Below are 16534 nucleotides of genomic sequence, written 5' to 3'. Positions count from 1 at the left end.
CGGTCAGGGTGCGAGGGTATGCTGCCAGTAGCGCCGCCTGGCGTCCCGCTCGCAGCGCACGTGCCGGGGCTGCGGCGAATGCCAGGTGGCCGCACCGCAGCGCGCAGACTCCACCACCCGGATCTGCCGCTCCTGGTAGCGCCCCAGCACCTCGGGGGCCGGGTGGCCAAAGCGGTTGCGGTAACCGGCCTGCACCAGGGCGGTGCGCGGCTGGACAGCGTCCAGAAACGGCGCGCTCGACGACGTCTTGCTGCCATGGTGCGGCACCAGCAGCAGATCGGCGGCCAGCGGTGCGGCACCCGCCACCAAGGACTGCTCCTGGGCCTGCTCGATATCCCCGGCCAGCAAGGCCACGGCAGGCTGCTTCCCCTGCGTTGCGATACGCAACACGCAACTGGCAGCATTGGTGCGTGCGGCGCTCGTGGCGCGGGCACCATCGCCCACCGCCGGGTGCAGCACCTCGAAGGCCACGCCATCCCAATCCCAGCGCTGACCCGCCACACAGGGCGTGACCGGGCGCAACGCCTGCAAGCCATGCTCGGCCTCGATCGATCCCGTCACGGCGGCCTGCGATTGCTGGGCCAGCACGGCCGCCGCGCCGCCCGTGTGGTCGGAATCGCGGTGGCTCAGCATGAGCAGGTCCACCCGCTCGCCCAGCGCGCGCAGCAGGGGCACCAGCACCCGGTGGCCCGCGTCGCTTTCACGGCTGAAGCGGGGGCCGGCGTCGTACAGCAGCGCATGGGTGGCGGTGCGCACCAGCACGGCGTTGCCCTGGCCGATATCGGCCGCGAGCACCTCAAACTCGCCCGGCGCAGGCCGCGCCGGTTGCCACCACAGCACGGGCACCAGCAGCGGCAGCGCCAGCGCGCGCACCGCCCAGGGCAGGCGCATGGCCAGCACGGCGCCGCCCACCACGGCCGCCACGCCCGCCCACAGCGGCGCCATCGGCACAAACGCTACCGCAAAAGGCCAGGCCGCCAGCCATTGCAGGAAAACCGCCAGGGGCTGCACGGCCCATGCGGCCAGGCTCCACAGCGGCGCCCACAATACGCCCGCGAGCGCCAACGGAGTCACCACCAGCGTGACCCACGGAATGGCCAACAGGTTGGCCGCAAACCCCACCAGCGACACCTGGCCAAACAGCAGCAGGGTGAGCGGCGTCAGCGCCAGCGTGACGACCCACTGCTCTCTCAAAAGCGCATAAAAATGGGCTCTGGCATCCGTACCATCATCGCCACCAGCTATCGGATCCGTCGCAAAAAGCACCGCCACAGCGACAAAACTCAACCAGAATCCCGCCTGCCACAGCGCCCACGGGTCCGCCACGACCACCACGGCGCAGGCCAGCAACCACACCTGCGGCCAAGGCCAGCGGCGCCCGCTCAAGCGCAGCGCGGCAATGGTGGCCAGCATCAGCACGGTACGCTGCGCGGGCACACCCCAGCCACTGAAGAGCGCATAGCCAGCGGCCAGCAGGACACCCGCCAGCAGCGCCGCAGAGGGCGCCGGCAGCGCCAGGCACAAGCGCGGCGAACGGCACCACAGCCGCCGCACCACCAGTGCCGCCAGCCAGGCAAACAGGGTGATGTGCAGGCCCGAAATACTCATCAGGTGCGCCACGCCGGTGGCGCGGAACACATCCCAGTCGGCGCGGTCAATCGCGCGCTGGTCGCCCGTGACCAGCGCCGCCACCACCCCCGCAACACGCCCTGGGCCCTCGTCGCCCGCAGCGGCATGGCCGGCAAGGCGGGCCACGATGGCATCCCGCACGGCCTGGCGCGCGCGCTCGACAGGATGCCGCCAGGTGCTGCCCAGCCGCACCGGCGGCACATCCTTCGCGCCGGTGCGCACATAGCCCGTGGCCTGCACGCCCTGCTCCCACATCCAGAGTTCGAAGTCGAAGCCATGGGGGTTGCGCGCACCGTGGGGGGCTTTCAGGCGCACCGTCATTTCCCAGCGCTCGCCGGCCCGCAGTGGCGGCGGCTGCCGCCCTGCATCGGCAGGCTGCGCCCACTCCTGCGCCAGCTCGCCGTACCACGACACATCCACCAACGGCGGCAGCGTCACCACCGTGCCTTGCCACAAGGCAGACTCGATCTCCAGGCGCAGGCGCACACCGGCTTCATTCACCTGCGGCATGGTGGCGACCACGCCGGTCACGCGCAGGTCGCGCCCCTCCAACCCCGGTGCCAGCGCATGGGACGCATAGGCACCGGCACGCAGACCGCACAGCGCAAACAAGGCCAGTGCCCCCGCACAGGCTGCAAAGCCCAAGGCCCACCACCGGGCCACACGCCGCCCGGAAGCCAGGTGACACGCCACCCGCACTGCCCTGTGCGAGCCACTGAGGAGCCACGCCCCGCCCGCCAGGGCCAGCACCACCCCATAGGCCCGCCCATTCCAGAGCAGAGGCTGCTGCAACTGCAGCGCCGCACCCACCAGAGTCCCCAGCAACCACGCCGGCAAGCGCCAAGCGCCCCGCACGGAACCGTCCTCTGGCGGATGGGGCGCAGCAGGATGGATGGCGCTGGGCGCAATGGGTGGCATGGGCAGATGCTAAACCCACCTTCCATCCCAGAAATGGGCTGTCTTCGCACAGGCTTGTGCAACACTGGCGCCCTCCGCGCCGAAATCCGGGCACCGCACTCCATTGCACGCCTGATCGGACATTCCCTTCACACCTCCGAGGAAAACCATGAGTGTTTACGACAAGCTGAAAGAACTGCAGATCACCCTGCCCCCCGTGTCGGTGCCTGCGGCCGCCTATGTGCCTTATGTGCAGACCGGCAACCTGGTGTTCCTGAGCGGCCATATCGCACGCAAGGACGGCAAGCCCTGGGCGGCCCAGTTTGGCCGCGACATCACCACCGAAGAAGGCAAGGCCGCCGCCCGCGCCGTGGCGATCGACCTGATGGGCACGCTGCACGCGGCCTGCGGGGGCGACCTCAACCGCGTCCAGCGCATCGTGAAGGTGATGAGCCTGGTCAACTCCACCGGCGACTTCACCGAACAGCACCTGGTGACCAATGGCGCCAGCGAGCTGCTGGGCCAGGTCTTTGGTGAAAAAGGGGTGCACGCCCGCAGCGCCTTTGGTGTGGCACAGATTCCCATGGGAGCGTGTGTGGAAATCGAATTGATCGCCGAACTGGCCTGAAAGACGGAGCGTACTGTGATCAGTCCGCTCCAAAAGGCACTCAGCCGCCAGGAGCCGCCGCCAGGCGGCCCGCCTGATGGGCGCTGCTGGCACTTTGCTGGATGGTGCGGGTGAACTGCTCCATGGCGGCCGCCGTTGCCTGCAGGTTGCTGGAACCCGCGCTTTTGTTTTTCCACAAACCCCGAGCGTTCCCGCTGGACGTCCCATTCCGGCGAAAAAGCCGGCGCACAGCCCCTATTCGACGCGCATCACGGATGCGGGCTTGAAGCCTAAATCTGCGACCTTGCCCTTGCGCCCCCGTGCGGCACGGGCATTGTTGAGCGAACGGATTTCCAGCGTCTCTTCCCGCACCTTGCCGCCCCGGCCCACGCCCTCGATGCGGATGCTGCGCGTGTAAGCGGCGGCCCCCGCCAGCTGGTCTTTGGACTCCAGGTCGATCAGCACCAGGCCGCGGCCGCCGTTGGCCATGGTCTTGAGTTCGCTGATCTCGAAGGTCAGGATGCGCCCCCCCGCCGAGGCGCAGGCCACATGCGTGGCGGCAGGCAGCGGCTGCCCCCCGGTGCTGCCCGCCGCATGGGAGGGTGGGCACACGCTCTCGCCATCGCCCAGGGTCATGAAGGACTTGCCGCCCTTCTGGCGCGACACCAGGTTTTCCACACTGGCCAAAAAGCCATAGCCACCCGAACTCGACAGCAGCAGGGTGGCGCTGGCCGGGCCGGCGAAGTAATGCAGCAGCTGGGTGCCCGATTCCAGCTCGATCAGGGTGGTCACGGGCTGCCCGTCACCTCGCCCGCCGGGCAGTTGCGCCACCGGCACCGAATAGACACGGCCATTGCTGCCAAACCCGATGAGCTGGTCCACGGTGCGGCATTCAAACGTGGTATAGAGCCCGTCGCCTGCCTTGAAGGCAAAGCTGGCCGCCTCGTGGCCATGGCCATTGCGGGCACGCACCCAGCCTTTTTGCGACACCACCACCGTCACCGGCTCGTCCACCACCTTGACCTCGGCCACGGCCTTCTTCTCGGCCTGGATCAGCGTGCGGCGCGGGTCGGCAAAGGTCTTGGCGTCGGCCTCGATCTCCTTGACCATGGTGCGGCGCAGCGAACCGGGGTTGTTCAGGATGTCTTCGAGCTTGCCCTGGCTTTCGCGCAGTTCTTTCAGCTCCTGCTCGATCTTGATGGCTTCGAGGCGCGCCAGCTGGCGCAGGCGGATTTCGAGGATGTCCTCGGCCTGCCGGTCGCTCAGGTTGAAGCGTGCGATCAGTGCGGCCTTGGGTTCCTCGGCCGCACGGATGATGGCGATCACCTCGTCGATGTTGAGCAGCACGGTCTGCCGCCCTTCGAGGATGTGGATACGGTCCAGCACCTTGGCCAGCCGGTGCTGGCTGCGGCGGGTGATGGTGGTCTGACGGAAGGCGATCCACTCTTGCAGCATCAGCCGCAGCGACTTCTGCACGGGCTTGCCGTCGAGCCCCACCATGGTGAGGTTGATGGGGGCCGAGGTCTCCAGGCTGGTGTGGGCCAACAGGGCCGTGATCAACTCCTGCTGCAGGGTCTTGCCCGTCTTGGGCTCGAACACCAGGCGCACGGGCGCGTCCTTGCTGGATTCGTCGCGCACCACGTCCAGCACGGCCAGCATGCTGGCCTTGAGCTGCGTCTGGTCCTGGCTCAGCGCCTTCTTGCCGGCCTTGACCTTGGGGTTGGTGATTTCTTCGATCTCTTCGAGCACGCGCTGCGTGCTCACGCCGGGCGGCAGCTCATTGACCACCAGCTGCCATTGGCCACGGGCCAGTTCTTCGATCTTCCAGCGCGCACGCACCTTGAGGCTGCCCCGGCCCGTGCGGTAGGCGTCGGCAATATCGCCCGCGCTGCTGATGATCTGGCCGCCACCGGGGTAGTCCGGCCCGGGCACCAGCGCGAGCAAATCCTCTGGACTCAACGACGGCGTCTTGATGAGTGCAATGCAGGCATCGGCGATCTCGCGCAGGTTATGGCTGGGGATTTCGGTGGCCAGGCCCACGGCAATGCCGCTGGCGCCGTTGAGCAGTGCAAACGGCAGACGCGCGGGCAACTGGCGGGGTTCTTCCGTGCTGCCGTCGTAGTTGGGCATGAAATCGACCGTGCCTTCATCGATCTCGTCGAGCAGCAAGCTGGTGATGCGCGACAGGCGCGCCTCGGTGTAGCGCATGGCGGCGGCGCCATCGCCGTCGCGGCTGCCGAAGTTGCCCTGGCCGTCGATCAGCGGGTAGCGCTGGGCAAAGTCCTGCGCCATGCGCACCAGTGCGTCGTAGGCCGACTGGTCGCCGTGCGGATGAAAACGGCCCAGCACATCGCCCACCACGCGGGCACTCTTGACGGGCTTGGCCGCCGTGCTGCGCGTGGGGCCGCTGTAGCCCAGGCCCATGCGGTCCATCGAGTACAGGATGCGCCGCTGCACGGGCTTGAGGCCGTCGCACACATCGGGCAGCGCGCGGCCCTTGACGACGGACAACGCATATTCCAGATAGGCGCGCTGGGCATAGCCCGCCAGATCCAGGGAGTCACCCCCATCGCCAGCGGTGGTGAAATCGAGAGTGGGTTGATCGCTCATTCGTTCGGGTTCGGTTCAATCACGTTCTGGTGCGAAGTCACGCGTGTCTGCAAGCTTGTCCCGGCCCAGGGCGCCGCCCGGGAGCTCCATGCGCACGCGGCCCGGAGCGGCGCGCTGGGCCAGCACGGTCGTTGGCGGCTTGAGCTGGGCATACAGGCCGAGCACGGTACGCACATAGTTCTGGGTTTCCTTGAAGGCCGGAATCTGGTTGCCCGCCTTTTTCACCGCGCCCTCGCCCGCGTTGTAGGCTGCCAGGGCCAGGTCCAGGCGGCCGGGAAACAGGTCAAGCAGATAGCGCAGGTAGTGGGTGCCGGCAGATACATTCACGGCCGGATCCACGAGCTTCTGCGCCACGGTCCGGCGGGCGTCCGCCGCCACGCCGAAGCGTCCCGCCGTGGCCGGCATCACCTGCATCAGGCCAATGGCACCCTTGGGCGAGACGGCATCGGCGTCAAACCCCGATTCGGTGGCAATCAGGGCCTGCAGCAATGCATAGTCCACCCCCTGGTGGCTGGCCGATGCGCGCAGGTGGTGCCTCACGCGCTGGTAGTCGGGCGAGATGTCAAAAAACGCCAGCAAACGCGCACTGGCCGCGGGCAGCGCCCCCGGCACAGGCCGCAATGCACCCTGCGGCCCATCGCTCGATGAATCGAATTGCGTGCCACGAAAGAACAGCTGGTAACGCGCATCCGTCTGCTCTGCGGCGAAGTGGGTCACGCCGCGTTCGTCCACAAAGGCCCACAGATCTGCATGCGCCGGTTGCTGCGTTATCCATAGCAGCAGCACAGCCAGCCAACGCAAAAGGCCTGAAGAACGATGAATCATGGACATGGCAATACCGGCAATGCGCGGTCAGATATCCACTTCCACCGCGTCACCATGCAGCTCCATCAGCTCGCGCCGCGAAGCGGCCTCGCCCTTGCCCATGAGCTTGGTGATGAGCCCTTCCGTGGCAGAGAAATCCGTGCCCCCCAGCTGCACGGGCAGCAGGCGGCGCGTGTCGGGGTTGAGCGTGGTTTCCCACAGCTGCTCGGCATTCATTTCGCCCAGGCCCTTGAAGCGGCTGATCTGGCATTTTTCGCGCGGCACGCCGTCTTTCGCGCATTTGTCGAGGATGGCGGTGAGCTCGCCCTCATCGAGCGCATACATCTTGGCCGCGGGCTTCTTGCCGCGCGCGGGCACGTCCACGCGAAACAGCGGCGGGCGCGCCACGTAGATATGGCCGGCCTCGATGAGCTTGGGGAAATGCCGGAAAAACAGCGTGAGCAGCAACACCTGGATGTGCGAGCCGTCCACGTCCGCATCACTGAGGATGCACACCTTGCCGTAGCGCAGGCCCGACAGGTCGGGCGAATCGTTGGGGCCGTGCGGGTCCACCCCCATGGCCACCGAGATGTCGTGGATCTCGTTGTTGGCAAACAGCCGGTCGCGGTCCACCTCCCAGGTGTTGAGCACCTTGCCGCGCAGCGGCAGCACGGCCTGGTTCTCCTTGTCGCGGCCCATCTTGGCACTGCCGCCGGCCGAATCGCCCTCAACCAGGAACACCTCGTTGTAGGCAATGTCGCGGCTTTCGCAATCGGTGAGCTTGCCGGGCAGCACGGCCACGCCCGAGCCCTTGCGTTTTTCGACTTTCTGGCCGGCCTTCTGGCGGGTTTGCGCGGCCTTGATGGCGAGTTCGGCCAGCTTCTTGCCGTATTCGACATGCTGGTTGAGCCAGAGTTCAAGCGCCGGACGCACAAAGCCGCTCACCAGCCGCACGGCATCGCGCGAGTTCAGGCGCTCCTTGATCTGGCCCTGGAATTGGGGGTCCAGCACCTTGGCACTGAGCACATAGCTGGCGCGCGCAAACACGTCTTCGGGCATCAGCTTCACGCCCTTGGGCAAAAGACTGTGCAGCTCGATGAAGCTCTTGACGGCGTTGAACAGGCCATCGCGCAAGCCGCTCTCGTGCGTGCCGCCAGCGCTGGTGGGGATCAGATTGACATAGCTTTCGCGCACGGGCTGGCCGTCTTCGGTGAAGGCCACGCACCACGAGGCACCCTCGCCCTCGGCAAAGTTGTCATGGCCACTGTCGGCAAAGCCCTCGCCCTCGAACAGCGGGATCACCGGGTCGCCGTTGAGCGTCTGCTGCAGGTAGTCGCGCAGACCGCCCTTGTATTGCCAGGTTTGCGTGTCCCGCGTCTTCTCGTTGGCAAGCGAGACCGACACGCCCGGCATCAGCACCGCCTTGCTGCGCAGCAGGTGGGTGAGCTCGCCCAGCGGCAGGGTGCTCGATTCAAAGTATTTGGCATCGGGCCACACGCGCACCGTGGTGCCCTGCTTGCGCTCGCCGGCCTCCAGGGGGCGGGCCACCAGCGGCTCGATCACGTCACCCGCCGAGAACACCAGGCGCGCCACCTGCCCTTCGCGGTGGCTGCTGGCTTCCAGGCGCGTGGCCAGGGCGTTGGTGACGCTCACGCCCACGCCATGCAAACCGCCCGAGAAGCTGTACGCGCCGCCCTTGCCCTTGTCAAACTTGCCGCCCGCGTGCAGGCGGGTGAAGACCAGCTCGATCACCGGGGCCTTTTCTTCTGGATGCATGCCAAACGGAATGCCGCGCCCGTCGTCTTCGATGCCCACCGAGCCATCGGCATGCAGCGTGACCTTGATCTTCCTGCCGTAGCCGGCCAGCGCCTCGTCGGCGGCGTTGTCGAGCACCTCCTGGATGATGTGCAGGGGGTTGTCGGTGCGGGTGTACATGCCCGGGCGTTGCTTGACAGGCTCCAGCCCCTTGAGCACACGGATCGAACCCTCGGAATATTCGCTGGCGGACACAGAAGACGGTTTGACAGACATGGGGCGGATTGTAGTGCCGCAGCACCATGCGAACTGGATGAATACCCAGCCGTTCCAACCCTTGCCGTTGAGGGTCATGCAGGTGTCAGGCAAATGCGTGCGGTATTCGCTACATTCCCCACATGCCTACGAATCCCCCCAAACTGTCCATGCTCCAGGTGCTCGCGTGCGGGGCCGCCATCGTGACGCTGTCCATGGGCATCCGCCACGGCTTCGGGCTGTGGCTGCAGCCCGTCACCCAGGAAATGGGCTGGACGCGGCAGTCGTTCGCGCTGGCCATTGCCATCCAGAACCTGTCCTGGGGCCTGATCGGCATTTTTGTGGGCATGGTGGCCGACCGGTTTGGTGCCTTTCGCGTGCTGATGGGCGGCGCCGTGCTCTATGGCCTGGGCCTGGCCGGCATGGCGCTGTCACCCACGCCCACCCTGTTTGCGCTGACTGCGGGTGTGCTCATCGGCGCAGCCCAGGCAGGCACCACCTATGCCGTGATCTACGGCGTGCTGGGCCGCCAGATCGCACCCGAAAAACGCTCATGGGCCATGGGCGTGGCAGCGGCGGCCGGCTCGTTCGGGCAGTTTCTGATGGTTCCGGTGGAGGGCTGGCTGATTGCCAGCCTGGGCTGGCAGCAGGCGCTGCTGGCACTGGCGCTGATGGTGCTGCTCATCGTTCCGCTGGCTTTCGGTCTGCGCGAACCTGGATTTCACGGATCGGCCCCCGCCCGACGCGACCAGACCATTGCGCAGGCGCTGGGCGAGGCGTTCCGCTACCCCAGCTTCCTGCTGCTGACGGCGGGGTATTTCGTATGTGGCTTCCAGGTGGTCTTCATTGGCGTGCACATGCCCAGCTACCTGCGCGACCATGGGCTCTCGCCCCAGGTGGCCAGCTATTCACTGGCGCTGATCGGGCTGTTCAATGTGTTCGGCACCTACATTGCGGGCACACTGGGCCAGCGCATGCCCAAGCGCAGGATTTTGGCCTTCATCTACTTTGCGCGGGCCGTGGTCATCACCGTTTTTCTGCTGGTGCCCCTGTCGCCGCTGTCGGTGTATGTGTTTTCCGCCGTGATGGGGGCACTGTGGCTGTCCACCGTGCCTCCCACCAATGCCGCCATTGCGCAGATTTTTGGCGTGCAGCATCTGTCCATGCTGGGCGGCTTTGTCTTTTTCAGCCACCAGGTCGGCAGCTTCATGGGCGTGTGGCTGGGCGGCTACCTGTATGACCGCACGGGCAGCTACGATGTGGTCTGGTACATCGCGATCGGGTTGGGAATTTTTGCGGGACTGGTGAATCTTCCCGTCAAGGAAGCCCCCATCCGGCGCGCCGCGCCGCTGCCCGCCTGACCACACCCGTTCCGAACAATCCGTCCATGGCCCTGCACAACCCCACTCCACGCCCTGTATTCCGCCCCGCCCGGCTGCTGGGCTGGGTGGCCGCTGTGCTGGCCTTGCTGGCGGTGTTTGCGCTGTACACCGCGCCAGGCTTCATGGTCATGCTGTCAGACCAGCTTTGGGCATGTTTCTGAGGATTTCAAGCCTTCTAGGCCACGAGCGCTCATGAATCAACCGCCAGCAGCTCTTATTGCAATAGCAAACATTTCCCATGCACGGCACTGAAGCCCCTTCAGACTGGGTGCGCCGCTGGTCTCCCCTGGCACCGCCGGGCAGCACGGTGCTGGACGTGGCCTGCGGCGCGGGCCGCCACCTGCGCTGGATGCACGAACATGGCCACCCCACCGTGGGCGTGGACCGCTCCGCCGACGCCGTGGCGGCCTGCACCACCTGGGGCGAAATCCACTGCGCCGACATCGAAGCGGGCCCCTGGCCCTTTGCCGGCCGGCAGTTTGGTGCGGTGATCGTCACCCACTACCTCTGGCGCCCGCTGCTGCCCCTTCTGGTGGACAGCGTGGCCCCCGGCGGCGTGCTGATCTATGAAACCTTCGCCAGCGGCAACGAAACCGTGGGACGCCCCGCGCGAGCCGACTTTCTGCTGCAACCCGGCGAACTGCTGGCCGCCTGCGCGGCCCTGCGCACCGTGGCCTACGAAGACGGTTTTCTGGACGCACCCGCACATTTCGTGCAGCGCATTGCCGCGGTGCGCGAAACCGCGCATCCAAGCCAGCCCGTTCGATACCGTCTGGACCTTGCGGTCTAGTTAGAATGCCCTTTTACCGTTTACCACTGCGGACATGACCTCTTCTTCCGTCCCCCTTACCGGCAGCATCGTCGCCCTCGTCACCCCCATGCACGAGGACGGTAGCGTGGACTACCCCGCCCTGCGCAAACTGATCGACTGGCACATCGCCGAGGGCACCGACTGCATCGGCGTGGTGGGTACCACGGGCGAATCGCCCACGGTCAACGTCGAAGAACATTGCGAAATCATCCGCGTGTCTGTGGAGCAAGCGGCCAGGCGCGTGCCCATCATGGCCGGCTGCGGCGCCAACTCCACCGCTGAAGCCATCGAGCTGGCCAAGTTTGCCCGTGGCGTAGGGGCCGACAGCCAGCTGCAGGTCGTGCCCTACTACAACAAGCCCACGCAAGAAGGCCAGTACCAGCATTTCCGATCAATAGCCGAGGCCACGGGCGACCTGCCCATCGTGCTCTACAACGTGCCCGGCCGCTCGGTGGCAGACATGCAGCACGACACCGTGCTGCGCCTGGCCCAGGTGCCCGGCATCATCGGCATCAAGGAAGCCACGGGCAACATCGAACGCGCCCAGTGGCTCATCCGCGACGTCCCCCAGGGATTTGCCGTGTATTCGGGCGATGACCCCACCGCTGTCGCCTTGATGCTGTGCGGTGGCCACGGCAACATCAGCGTGACCGCCAACGTGGCGCCCCGCCTGATGCACGAGCTGTGCGTTGCAGCACTGGCCGGCAATGCGCGGCGCGCCATGGAAATCCAGTTCCAGCTGATGCCGGTGCACAAAAACCTGTTCATCGAAGCCAACCCCATCCCCGTGAAATGGGCCATGGCCCGCATGGGTCTGTGCGCAGGCACCATGCGCCTGCCCATGACCCCCCTGAGCCAGGGCTGCGAATCCACGGTCGAAGCAGCCCTGCGCGCCAGCGGCCTTCTGTAAGCCGCCCGTCCCCCGACACTTGAGACACTCTGAGGATTTCCGCGTGAATCACACCGCACGATTGGGCCTGCTGGGCCTTGCCATGGCCCTGTCCGCCTGCTCCGTCCTGGAAAGCGACAAGATCGACTACAAAAGCGCCACCCAGGGGGCCACGCTGGAAGTGCCGCCCGATCTGACGCAACTGTCGCGAGACAACCGCTACGCGGTGCCCGGCACGACCGTTTCTGCAGCAGCATTCCAGGCAGGCCAGAGCGCGAAAACATCAAACACATCCACCGCAGCGGCCAGCAAAATTGGCGATGTGCGCATCGAACGCAATGGCAGCCAGCGCTGGCTGGTGATCGACCGACCGGCCGACCAACTGTGGGAACCCGTGCGTGAATACTGGCTGGAGAATGGTTTCAACCTGGTTGTCGATCAGGCCGACCTGGGCATCCTGGAAACCGACTGGGCAGAAAACCGCGCCAAGCTGCCGCAGGACGTGATCCGCGCCACCCTCGGCAAGGTTTTTGATTCGCTGTATTCCACCGGCGAACGTGACAAGTTCCGCACGCGTCTGGAGCGCAATGCCGCAGGCGGCACCGAAATCTATGTCACCCACCGCGGCATGGTGGAGGTGTACACCAGCACCGCCAAGGACAGCACCGTCTGGCAGCCCCGCGCCGCCGATCCCGAGCTCGAAACCGAATTCCTGCGCCGTCTCATGGTCAAGCTCGGTGTGAGCCAGGAGCAATCCCAGGCGGTGGCGGCAGCGCCCGCACTGAAGGCCGCCACGGTGCGCATGGCCTCGGTGAACAACGTTCCCGTGGTGCAGATGGACGAGGGTTTTGATCGCGCATGGCGCCGGGTGGGCCTGGCCCTGGATCGCACTGGTTTCACCGTGGAAGACCGCAACCGCAATGACGGCCTGTACTTTGTGCGTTATGTCGCACCAGGAACCGACAAAAAAGAGCCCGGCTTCTTCAGCAAGCTGCTGGGCGGTGGCTCTGCCGCAACGCCACCGCTCAAGTACCAGGTGGTGGTGCGCAGCCAGGGTGACGCCACCACGGTTTCCGTGCTGAACGAGGCCGGCGCTCCCGAATCGTCTGCCAACGCCGAGCGCATCCTGCGCGTGCTGGCAGACGATCTGAAATAAGCCGGACTGCCAATGCTGCGCTTTCGCAGCTTGGGTAGCGGCAGCTCAGGCAACGCCACCGTGGTGGAGGCCGGCGACGGATCGCAGATTCGCCGCCTGCTGGTGGATTGCGGCTTCGGCATCCGGCAGCTGGCCACGCGGCTTGGCGCTGCAGGCCTGGGCATCGACCAGATCGATGCCATTTTCATCACGCACGAACATGCCGACCATGTGGGTTGCGCCAAAGCCCTGGCGTTGCGACACCGTGTTCCCGTATGGATGAGCGCCGGCACCCACGCGGCACTGGGTTTTCCCGATCTGGATGGGCTGCTGCGGGTGGCCCACGACATGGCGCCGATCGACCTCGGTACCCTGTGCGCATTGCCCTTCACCGTGCCACACGATGCACGGGAACCGCTGCAATTGCGCTGTACCGATGGTGCCTCTCACCTGGGTCTGCTCACCGACCTGGGCCACGCCAGCAGCCATGTGCTGCAGCAACTGCAGGGTTGCCACGCACTTTTGCTGGAAACCAACCATGATCCGGACATGCTCGCGGCGTCCGGCTACCCCGCCTTTCTCAAGCGGCGCATCGGCGGCGAGCACGGACATCTGGCCAACCATGCGGCCGCCAGTATCCTGACGGCCGTTCAGCACGCAGGCCTGAATCGGGTGGTGGCGGCCCACCTCAGCGCTCAGAACAACCAGCCCTGGCTGGCACAACAGGCGCTGGCGCAGGCGCTGGACTGGCCTGCTCAGGGTGTGGACATTGCCTCGGCCGTCGCAGGCACTGAATGGATCGACGTAACGCTGTCCCGCTAAGCGATGGATGCACACCCAGCAGGCGGTTGGCGGGCAATACACACACCACTGTCACGGGAATAGTCCCCCTGAACACGAAGGCCACCCACAAAAAAGCCCCGCACCTGCAGAGGTCGGGGCTTTCGGCTTCAGACACTCCAGCCAAGCTGGAAGCCTCTGAAATCGTTTCTGGCTTTACTTGGCAGCAGAAGCGGCGTTGGTGGCGGCAGTCGCAGCAGCATCCACAGCGGCCTTGGCATCGGATGCGGCAGTGGCGGCTGCGTCCACAGCGGTCTGGGCGCCAGTGGCGGCCGTGGCGGCGGCGTCAGCAGCAGCCTTGGCAGCGTCTACCGGAGCAGATGCGTCAGTGGCGGGAGCCGGCGCTTCCACGGGAGCTGGGGCAGGAGCAGCAGCGGGCTCTTCTTTCTTGCCACAAGCGGCCAGAGCAGCAGCAGCGATCAGGGTAGCCAGAACGAGGGATTTCTTCATTTCAATTTTCCTAAATAGACAGACAAAGAACTGGAATTGCCACCACGATCAGCTTCGACAGCCGTTGACGCGTTGGCGGAATGCATTTGCATGCGTTTCAGCGCAGTCAGAAATTATATTGGGGATTCGTCAATACTGACTAACACTGACTGAGCGCAAGCAGTGCATTCCATCTTTCAGATACACATTTGTATTAACGCTACAAACCCAAAGTGGTTGACGGGAAGCCGGGAGAACTTTTACTCCGCAGCCACTCATGGAGCGATTCACGCAGCAAAACGCGCCGATCCGGCTCGAACCCGCTGACCCCCACACAGTGCAAGGGATCAACCCGGTGCAGCACCCAGGCGGGAGACCACAAAGCACTGGGAAGGTCCAGCGGATCTGCCGACGGACTGCGCCGGCAGGTAATGATGTGATCCCAGGTGCCGCGCCAGCGCACAAAGCGCGCATGCCGCCGAATCACCTCATCAAACGTGCAGGCCAGCATGGTGAATCGCCGGCCACTGCGCGCCCACTGCTGCAATGACTCGATCACGGCGAGTTCACCCAACGGCCAGTCGTGAAAATTGGCATCACTCACCACGATCTCTGCCCAGCCGTCGCGGGCAGCGGTAGCCAGGCCATTGCGCACCAGCTGCATGAAGGCGTCCCGACCGCTGAACCGCCCCGAAGGCAAGTCCGGCAGCGGAGGGGCTGAGGGCACCGCATTGGTCATGGGGTTTCCTGGGCCTCTTGACAGGCATGGGCCCAGCCGGCGTCGCACCAGGCAGACAACAGCTGCAGGGCAGCGTCGCTCGCACGCGCCAGATCGCGGCTTTGCAGCCGGCGCTGATCCGCCAGGCGCCGCATCAATGTGGCATCGCGGCCTGCCGCACGATAGCTTTCGCCATTGATGAACACGTGGTGCGCGTCATACATCATGCGGGTGCGCCGGTCCAGCGCAACGCCCTCCAGCATCACCCCCGCGTCATTCGCCTCGAACCACACGCTGGGCTTGGGCTCGGTCAGGTATTCCCCCAGCGCGCGCTCCAGCACCAGGGGCTCGCTCAACGCGCGTTGCAGGGCCTCGCGGGCAAATGCGTGCAGCCGATCCGGGATCGCTGCCGGCTGCTCCACCGCTTCCTGGCCCGCATCGCGGTACAGCACGGGTGCATCCTCTTCGCCCGCATCCTCTGCCACCCGCGTCAAGAGCTCCTGGGCCAGTTCCGCCCGTGCTGGAACCCTGAAACCGATCGAGTAGGTCATGCACTCCCCTTCGGCGATACCGTCATGGGCATACCGGGGCGGAAGGTACAGCATGTCCCCGGGCTCCAGCACGAACTCCTGTTCGGGCTCGAACTGCGCCAGCACTTTCAGCGGAATATCGTCTCGCAAGCTCAAGTCTTTCTGGCGCCCAATGCGCCAGCGGCGGCGGCCATGGGCTTGCAGGAGAAATACATCGTAGCTGTCGAAATGCGGGCCCACGCCCCCGCCATCGCTGGCATAGCTGATCATGAGGTCATCCAGGCGCGCATCGGGCACAAAACGGAATTGCTGCATGAGGGCATGCACCTGGTCGTTGTGCAGATCGACACCCTGCACCAGCAAGGTCCAGTCAGGCTGCTGGAGGGCAGGCAATGCCCGGCGCGAAAACGGTCCGTGGCGCAGCTTCCAGACATCCTTGGCCTTTTGCACCAGCCGGGATTCCACCACCTCCTGTGCAGCCAGTGCAAAGAGACCGGCGCGCAACACCGGCGGTTCGAACCCGGGGATGGCCTGGCGTACCAGCAAGGGTTTTTTCTGCCAGTGCCGGTGCATGAATTGCGCAGGGGTCAGGCCGCCAAGGAGGGGGAGGGGTTGCTGGATATCCATGAATACCTGTCCGCCCCATGACAGGGCCATTGATCAAACTGCGACAATTCTCCTATGGAAATTACCCAACAATGCGTGGTCGCACTGACCTGGACCCTGAAAGACACCCTCGGCGAAGAACTCGATGTGCTCGATGACCCGGTCGAATTCCTGGTGGGCGGCGAGGACCTGCTGCACCGGATAGAGGAAGCCCTGCAAGGCCACGGCCCTGGCGCCACACTTGCGCTCCACCTCGAACCCGAGGATGCCTTTGGCGACTTCAACGATCAATTGCTGTTTCTGGAACCCCGCAACCTCTTCCCCCCCGAAATCGAAGAAGGCATGACGTTCGACGGAAGCGCGCTGCCGGAGGGCGTCCACCCTTCCGCGCCCCGCAGCGGGCTCTACACCGTGACGGAAATCTATCCAGACCATGTGGTACTGGACGGAAACCACCCGCTTGCCGGCATTGCACTGCGGCTGCAACTCACGGTGCAGGGGGTGCGCGAAGCCACCGAAGACGAGATTGGCAAAGGCACTGCAGGCACGGGCTTCTTTCGCATTCAGCCCCAAGCGCCTGGCAACTCGCTGCTGCATTGAATGCCATGGCGGCCGGCTGCGGCCGCCATGGTGTGCC

General features: G+C 65.5%; 16 protein-coding genes. 8 read left to right on the top strand and 8 right to left on the bottom strand.

Annotated elements, in window-relative coordinates; translation table 11 throughout:
- Nucleotides 1-3: 3 nt before the first annotated feature.
- Entirely contained in the window at nt 4-2547 is a 2544-nt protein-coding gene (locus tag AC1Q5S_RS08520; protein WP_303833359.1) for a DNA internalization-related competence protein ComEC/Rec2, read from the bottom strand.
- 148 nt (nt 2548-2695) lie between these two features.
- Here AC1Q5S_RS08520 and AC1Q5S_RS08515 point away from each other — a divergent pair, with 148 nt between their 5' ends.
- Complete coding sequence (locus AC1Q5S_RS08515; protein WP_026436342.1) at nt 2696-3154, top strand: RidA family protein; 459 nt, start codon at nt 2696-2698, stop codon at nt 3152-3154.
- A gap of 40 nt (nt 3155-3194) precedes the next feature.
- Here the strand turns inward: AC1Q5S_RS08515 and AC1Q5S_RS08510 are convergent, their stop codons facing one another.
- From AC1Q5S_RS08510 to AC1Q5S_RS08495, 4 genes are read right to left on the bottom strand one after another with little or no spacing between them, the layout of a single operon-like run.
- Nucleotides 3195-3332, bottom strand: a complete 138-nt coding sequence (locus AC1Q5S_RS08510) for a hypothetical protein (RefSeq protein WP_303833362.1) — start codon at nt 3330-3332, stop codon at nt 3195-3197.
- 56 nt (nt 3333-3388) lie between these two features.
- On the bottom strand, nt 3389-5743 hold the full coding sequence (gene parC, locus AC1Q5S_RS08505) for a DNA topoisomerase IV subunit A (RefSeq protein ID WP_492238634.1): 2355 nt from the start codon (nt 5741-5743) through the stop codon (nt 3389-3391).
- 15 nt (nt 5744-5758) lie between these two features.
- A complete protein-coding gene (locus AC1Q5S_RS08500) occupies nt 5759-6568 on the bottom strand; it encodes a lytic transglycosylase domain-containing protein (RefSeq protein WP_492238654.1) in 810 nt (269 codons plus the stop codon).
- 27 nt (nt 6569-6595) lie between these two features.
- On the bottom strand, nt 6596-8578 hold the full coding sequence (locus AC1Q5S_RS08495) for a DNA topoisomerase IV subunit B (RefSeq protein ID WP_492238632.1): 1983 nt from the start codon (nt 8576-8578) through the stop codon (nt 6596-6598).
- Between the two features lie 122 nt (nt 8579-8700).
- Here AC1Q5S_RS08495 and AC1Q5S_RS08490 point away from each other — a divergent pair, with 122 nt between their 5' ends.
- The 6 genes from AC1Q5S_RS08490 to AC1Q5S_RS08465 all read left to right on the top strand — a co-directional run bounded on the left by AC1Q5S_RS08490 (nt 8701) and on the right by AC1Q5S_RS08465 (nt 13596).
- Nucleotides 8701-9918: an MFS transporter gene (locus tag AC1Q5S_RS08490; RefSeq protein ID WP_303833368.1), complete on the top strand. Its 1218-nt coding sequence runs from the start codon at nt 8701-8703 to the stop codon at nt 9916-9918.
- 26 nt (nt 9919-9944) lie between these two features.
- Complete coding sequence (locus tag AC1Q5S_RS08485; RefSeq protein WP_422202910.1) at nt 9945-10100, top strand: hypothetical protein; 156 nt, start codon at nt 9945-9947, stop codon at nt 10098-10100.
- A gap of 77 nt (nt 10101-10177) precedes the next feature.
- Nucleotides 10178-10729, top strand: a complete 552-nt coding sequence (locus AC1Q5S_RS08480; RefSeq protein ID WP_492238630.1) for a class I SAM-dependent methyltransferase — start codon at nt 10178-10180, stop codon at nt 10727-10729.
- Nucleotides 10730-10763: 34 nt separating this feature from the next.
- The gene (dapA, locus tag AC1Q5S_RS08475; protein WP_303833373.1) at nt 10764-11660 is read left to right on the top strand and encodes a 4-hydroxy-tetrahydrodipicolinate synthase; all 897 of its coding nucleotides are present in this window, start codon (nt 10764-10766) and stop codon (nt 11658-11660) included.
- A 43-nt stretch (nt 11661-11703) separates the two neighbouring features.
- Entirely contained in the window at nt 11704-12795 is a 1092-nt protein-coding gene (gene bamC / locus AC1Q5S_RS08470; RefSeq protein WP_303833375.1) for an NlpB/DapX family lipoprotein, read from the top strand.
- A gap of 12 nt (nt 12796-12807) precedes the next feature.
- Nucleotides 12808-13596 (top strand): MBL fold metallo-hydrolase, encoded by a 789-nt coding sequence (locus tag AC1Q5S_RS08465; protein WP_303833377.1) that lies wholly within the window; start codon nt 12808-12810, stop codon nt 13594-13596.
- Nucleotides 13597-13770: 174 nt separating this feature from the next.
- Here the strand turns inward: AC1Q5S_RS08465 and AC1Q5S_RS08460 are convergent, their stop codons facing one another.
- From AC1Q5S_RS08460 to AC1Q5S_RS08450, 3 genes are all read right to left on the bottom strand, one after another.
- Nucleotides 13771-14064, bottom strand: coding sequence for a hypothetical protein (locus tag AC1Q5S_RS08460; RefSeq protein ID WP_303833379.1), 294 nt, complete (start codon nt 14062-14064; stop codon nt 13771-13773).
- A gap of 199 nt (nt 14065-14263) precedes the next feature.
- Complete coding sequence (locus AC1Q5S_RS08455; RefSeq protein ID WP_303833380.1) at nt 14264-14782, bottom strand: hypothetical protein; 519 nt, start codon at nt 14780-14782, stop codon at nt 14264-14266.
- Entirely contained in the window at nt 14779-15918 is a 1140-nt protein-coding gene (locus AC1Q5S_RS08450) for a JmjC domain-containing protein (protein ID WP_492238627.1), read from the bottom strand. Before AC1Q5S_RS08450 ends, AC1Q5S_RS08455 begins: the two co-directional genes overlap by 4 nt.
- A 54-nt stretch (nt 15919-15972) precedes the next feature.
- On the opposite strand from AC1Q5S_RS08450, the gene AC1Q5S_RS08445 reads away from it, so the two are divergent.
- Nucleotides 15973-16497 carry an FKBP-type peptidyl-prolyl cis-trans isomerase gene (locus tag AC1Q5S_RS08445; RefSeq protein ID WP_303833384.1) on the top strand — a complete coding sequence of 175 codons (525 nt, stop codon included), beginning with the start codon at nt 15973-15975 and terminating at the stop codon, nt 16495-16497.
- The last annotated feature ends 37 nt before the right edge of the window (nt 16498-16534 follow it).

Source organism: Acidovorax sp. GW835-FHT14B10 (assembly GCF_058793725.1).
The sequence above is the reverse complement of the archived record's forward strand: the minus strand, read 5'-3'. Positions and strand labels throughout refer to the sequence as shown.

Bases quoted from the DNA above. Each gene is read 5' to 3' on its own strand.
- AC1Q5S_RS08520 (WP_303833359.1), bottom strand. From the start codon at position 2,547: ATGCCACCCATTGCGCCCAGCGCCATCCATCCTGCTGCGCCCCATCCG.
- AC1Q5S_RS08515 (WP_026436342.1), top strand. From the start codon at position 2,696: ATGAGTGTTTACGACAAGCTGAAAGAACTGCAGATCACCCTGCCCCCC.
- parC (WP_492238634.1), bottom strand. From the start codon at position 5,743: ATGAGCGATCAACCCACTCTCGATTTCACCACCGCTGGCGATGGGGGT.
- AC1Q5S_RS08500 (WP_492238654.1), bottom strand. From the start codon at position 6,568: ATGATTCATCGTTCTTCAGGCCTTTTGCGTTGGCTGGCTGTGCTGCTG.
- AC1Q5S_RS08495 (WP_492238632.1), bottom strand. From the start codon at position 8,578: ATGTCTGTCAAACCGTCTTCTGTGTCCGCCAGCGAATATTCCGAGGGT.
- AC1Q5S_RS08490 (WP_303833368.1), top strand. From the start codon at position 8,701: ATGCCTACGAATCCCCCCAAACTGTCCATGCTCCAGGTGCTCGCGTGC.
- AC1Q5S_RS08485 (WP_422202910.1), top strand. From the start codon at position 9,945: ATGGCCCTGCACAACCCCACTCCACGCCCTGTATTCCGCCCCGCCCGG.
- AC1Q5S_RS08480 (WP_492238630.1), top strand. From the start codon at position 10,178: ATGCACGGCACTGAAGCCCCTTCAGACTGGGTGCGCCGCTGGTCTCCC.
- dapA (WP_303833373.1), top strand. From the start codon at position 10,764: ATGACCTCTTCTTCCGTCCCCCTTACCGGCAGCATCGTCGCCCTCGTC.
- AC1Q5S_RS08465 (WP_303833377.1), top strand. From the start codon at position 12,808: ATGCTGCGCTTTCGCAGCTTGGGTAGCGGCAGCTCAGGCAACGCCACC.
- AC1Q5S_RS08460 (WP_303833379.1), bottom strand. From the start codon at position 14,064: ATGAAGAAATCCCTCGTTCTGGCTACCCTGATCGCTGCTGCTGCTCTG.
- AC1Q5S_RS08455 (WP_303833380.1), bottom strand. From the start codon at position 14,782: ATGACCAATGCGGTGCCCTCAGCCCCTCCGCTGCCGGACTTGCCTTCG.
- AC1Q5S_RS08450 (WP_492238627.1), bottom strand. From the start codon at position 15,918: ATGGATATCCAGCAACCCCTCCCCCTCCTTGGCGGCCTGACCCCTGCG.
- AC1Q5S_RS08445 (WP_303833384.1), top strand. From the start codon at position 15,973: ATGGAAATTACCCAACAATGCGTGGTCGCACTGACCTGGACCCTGAAA.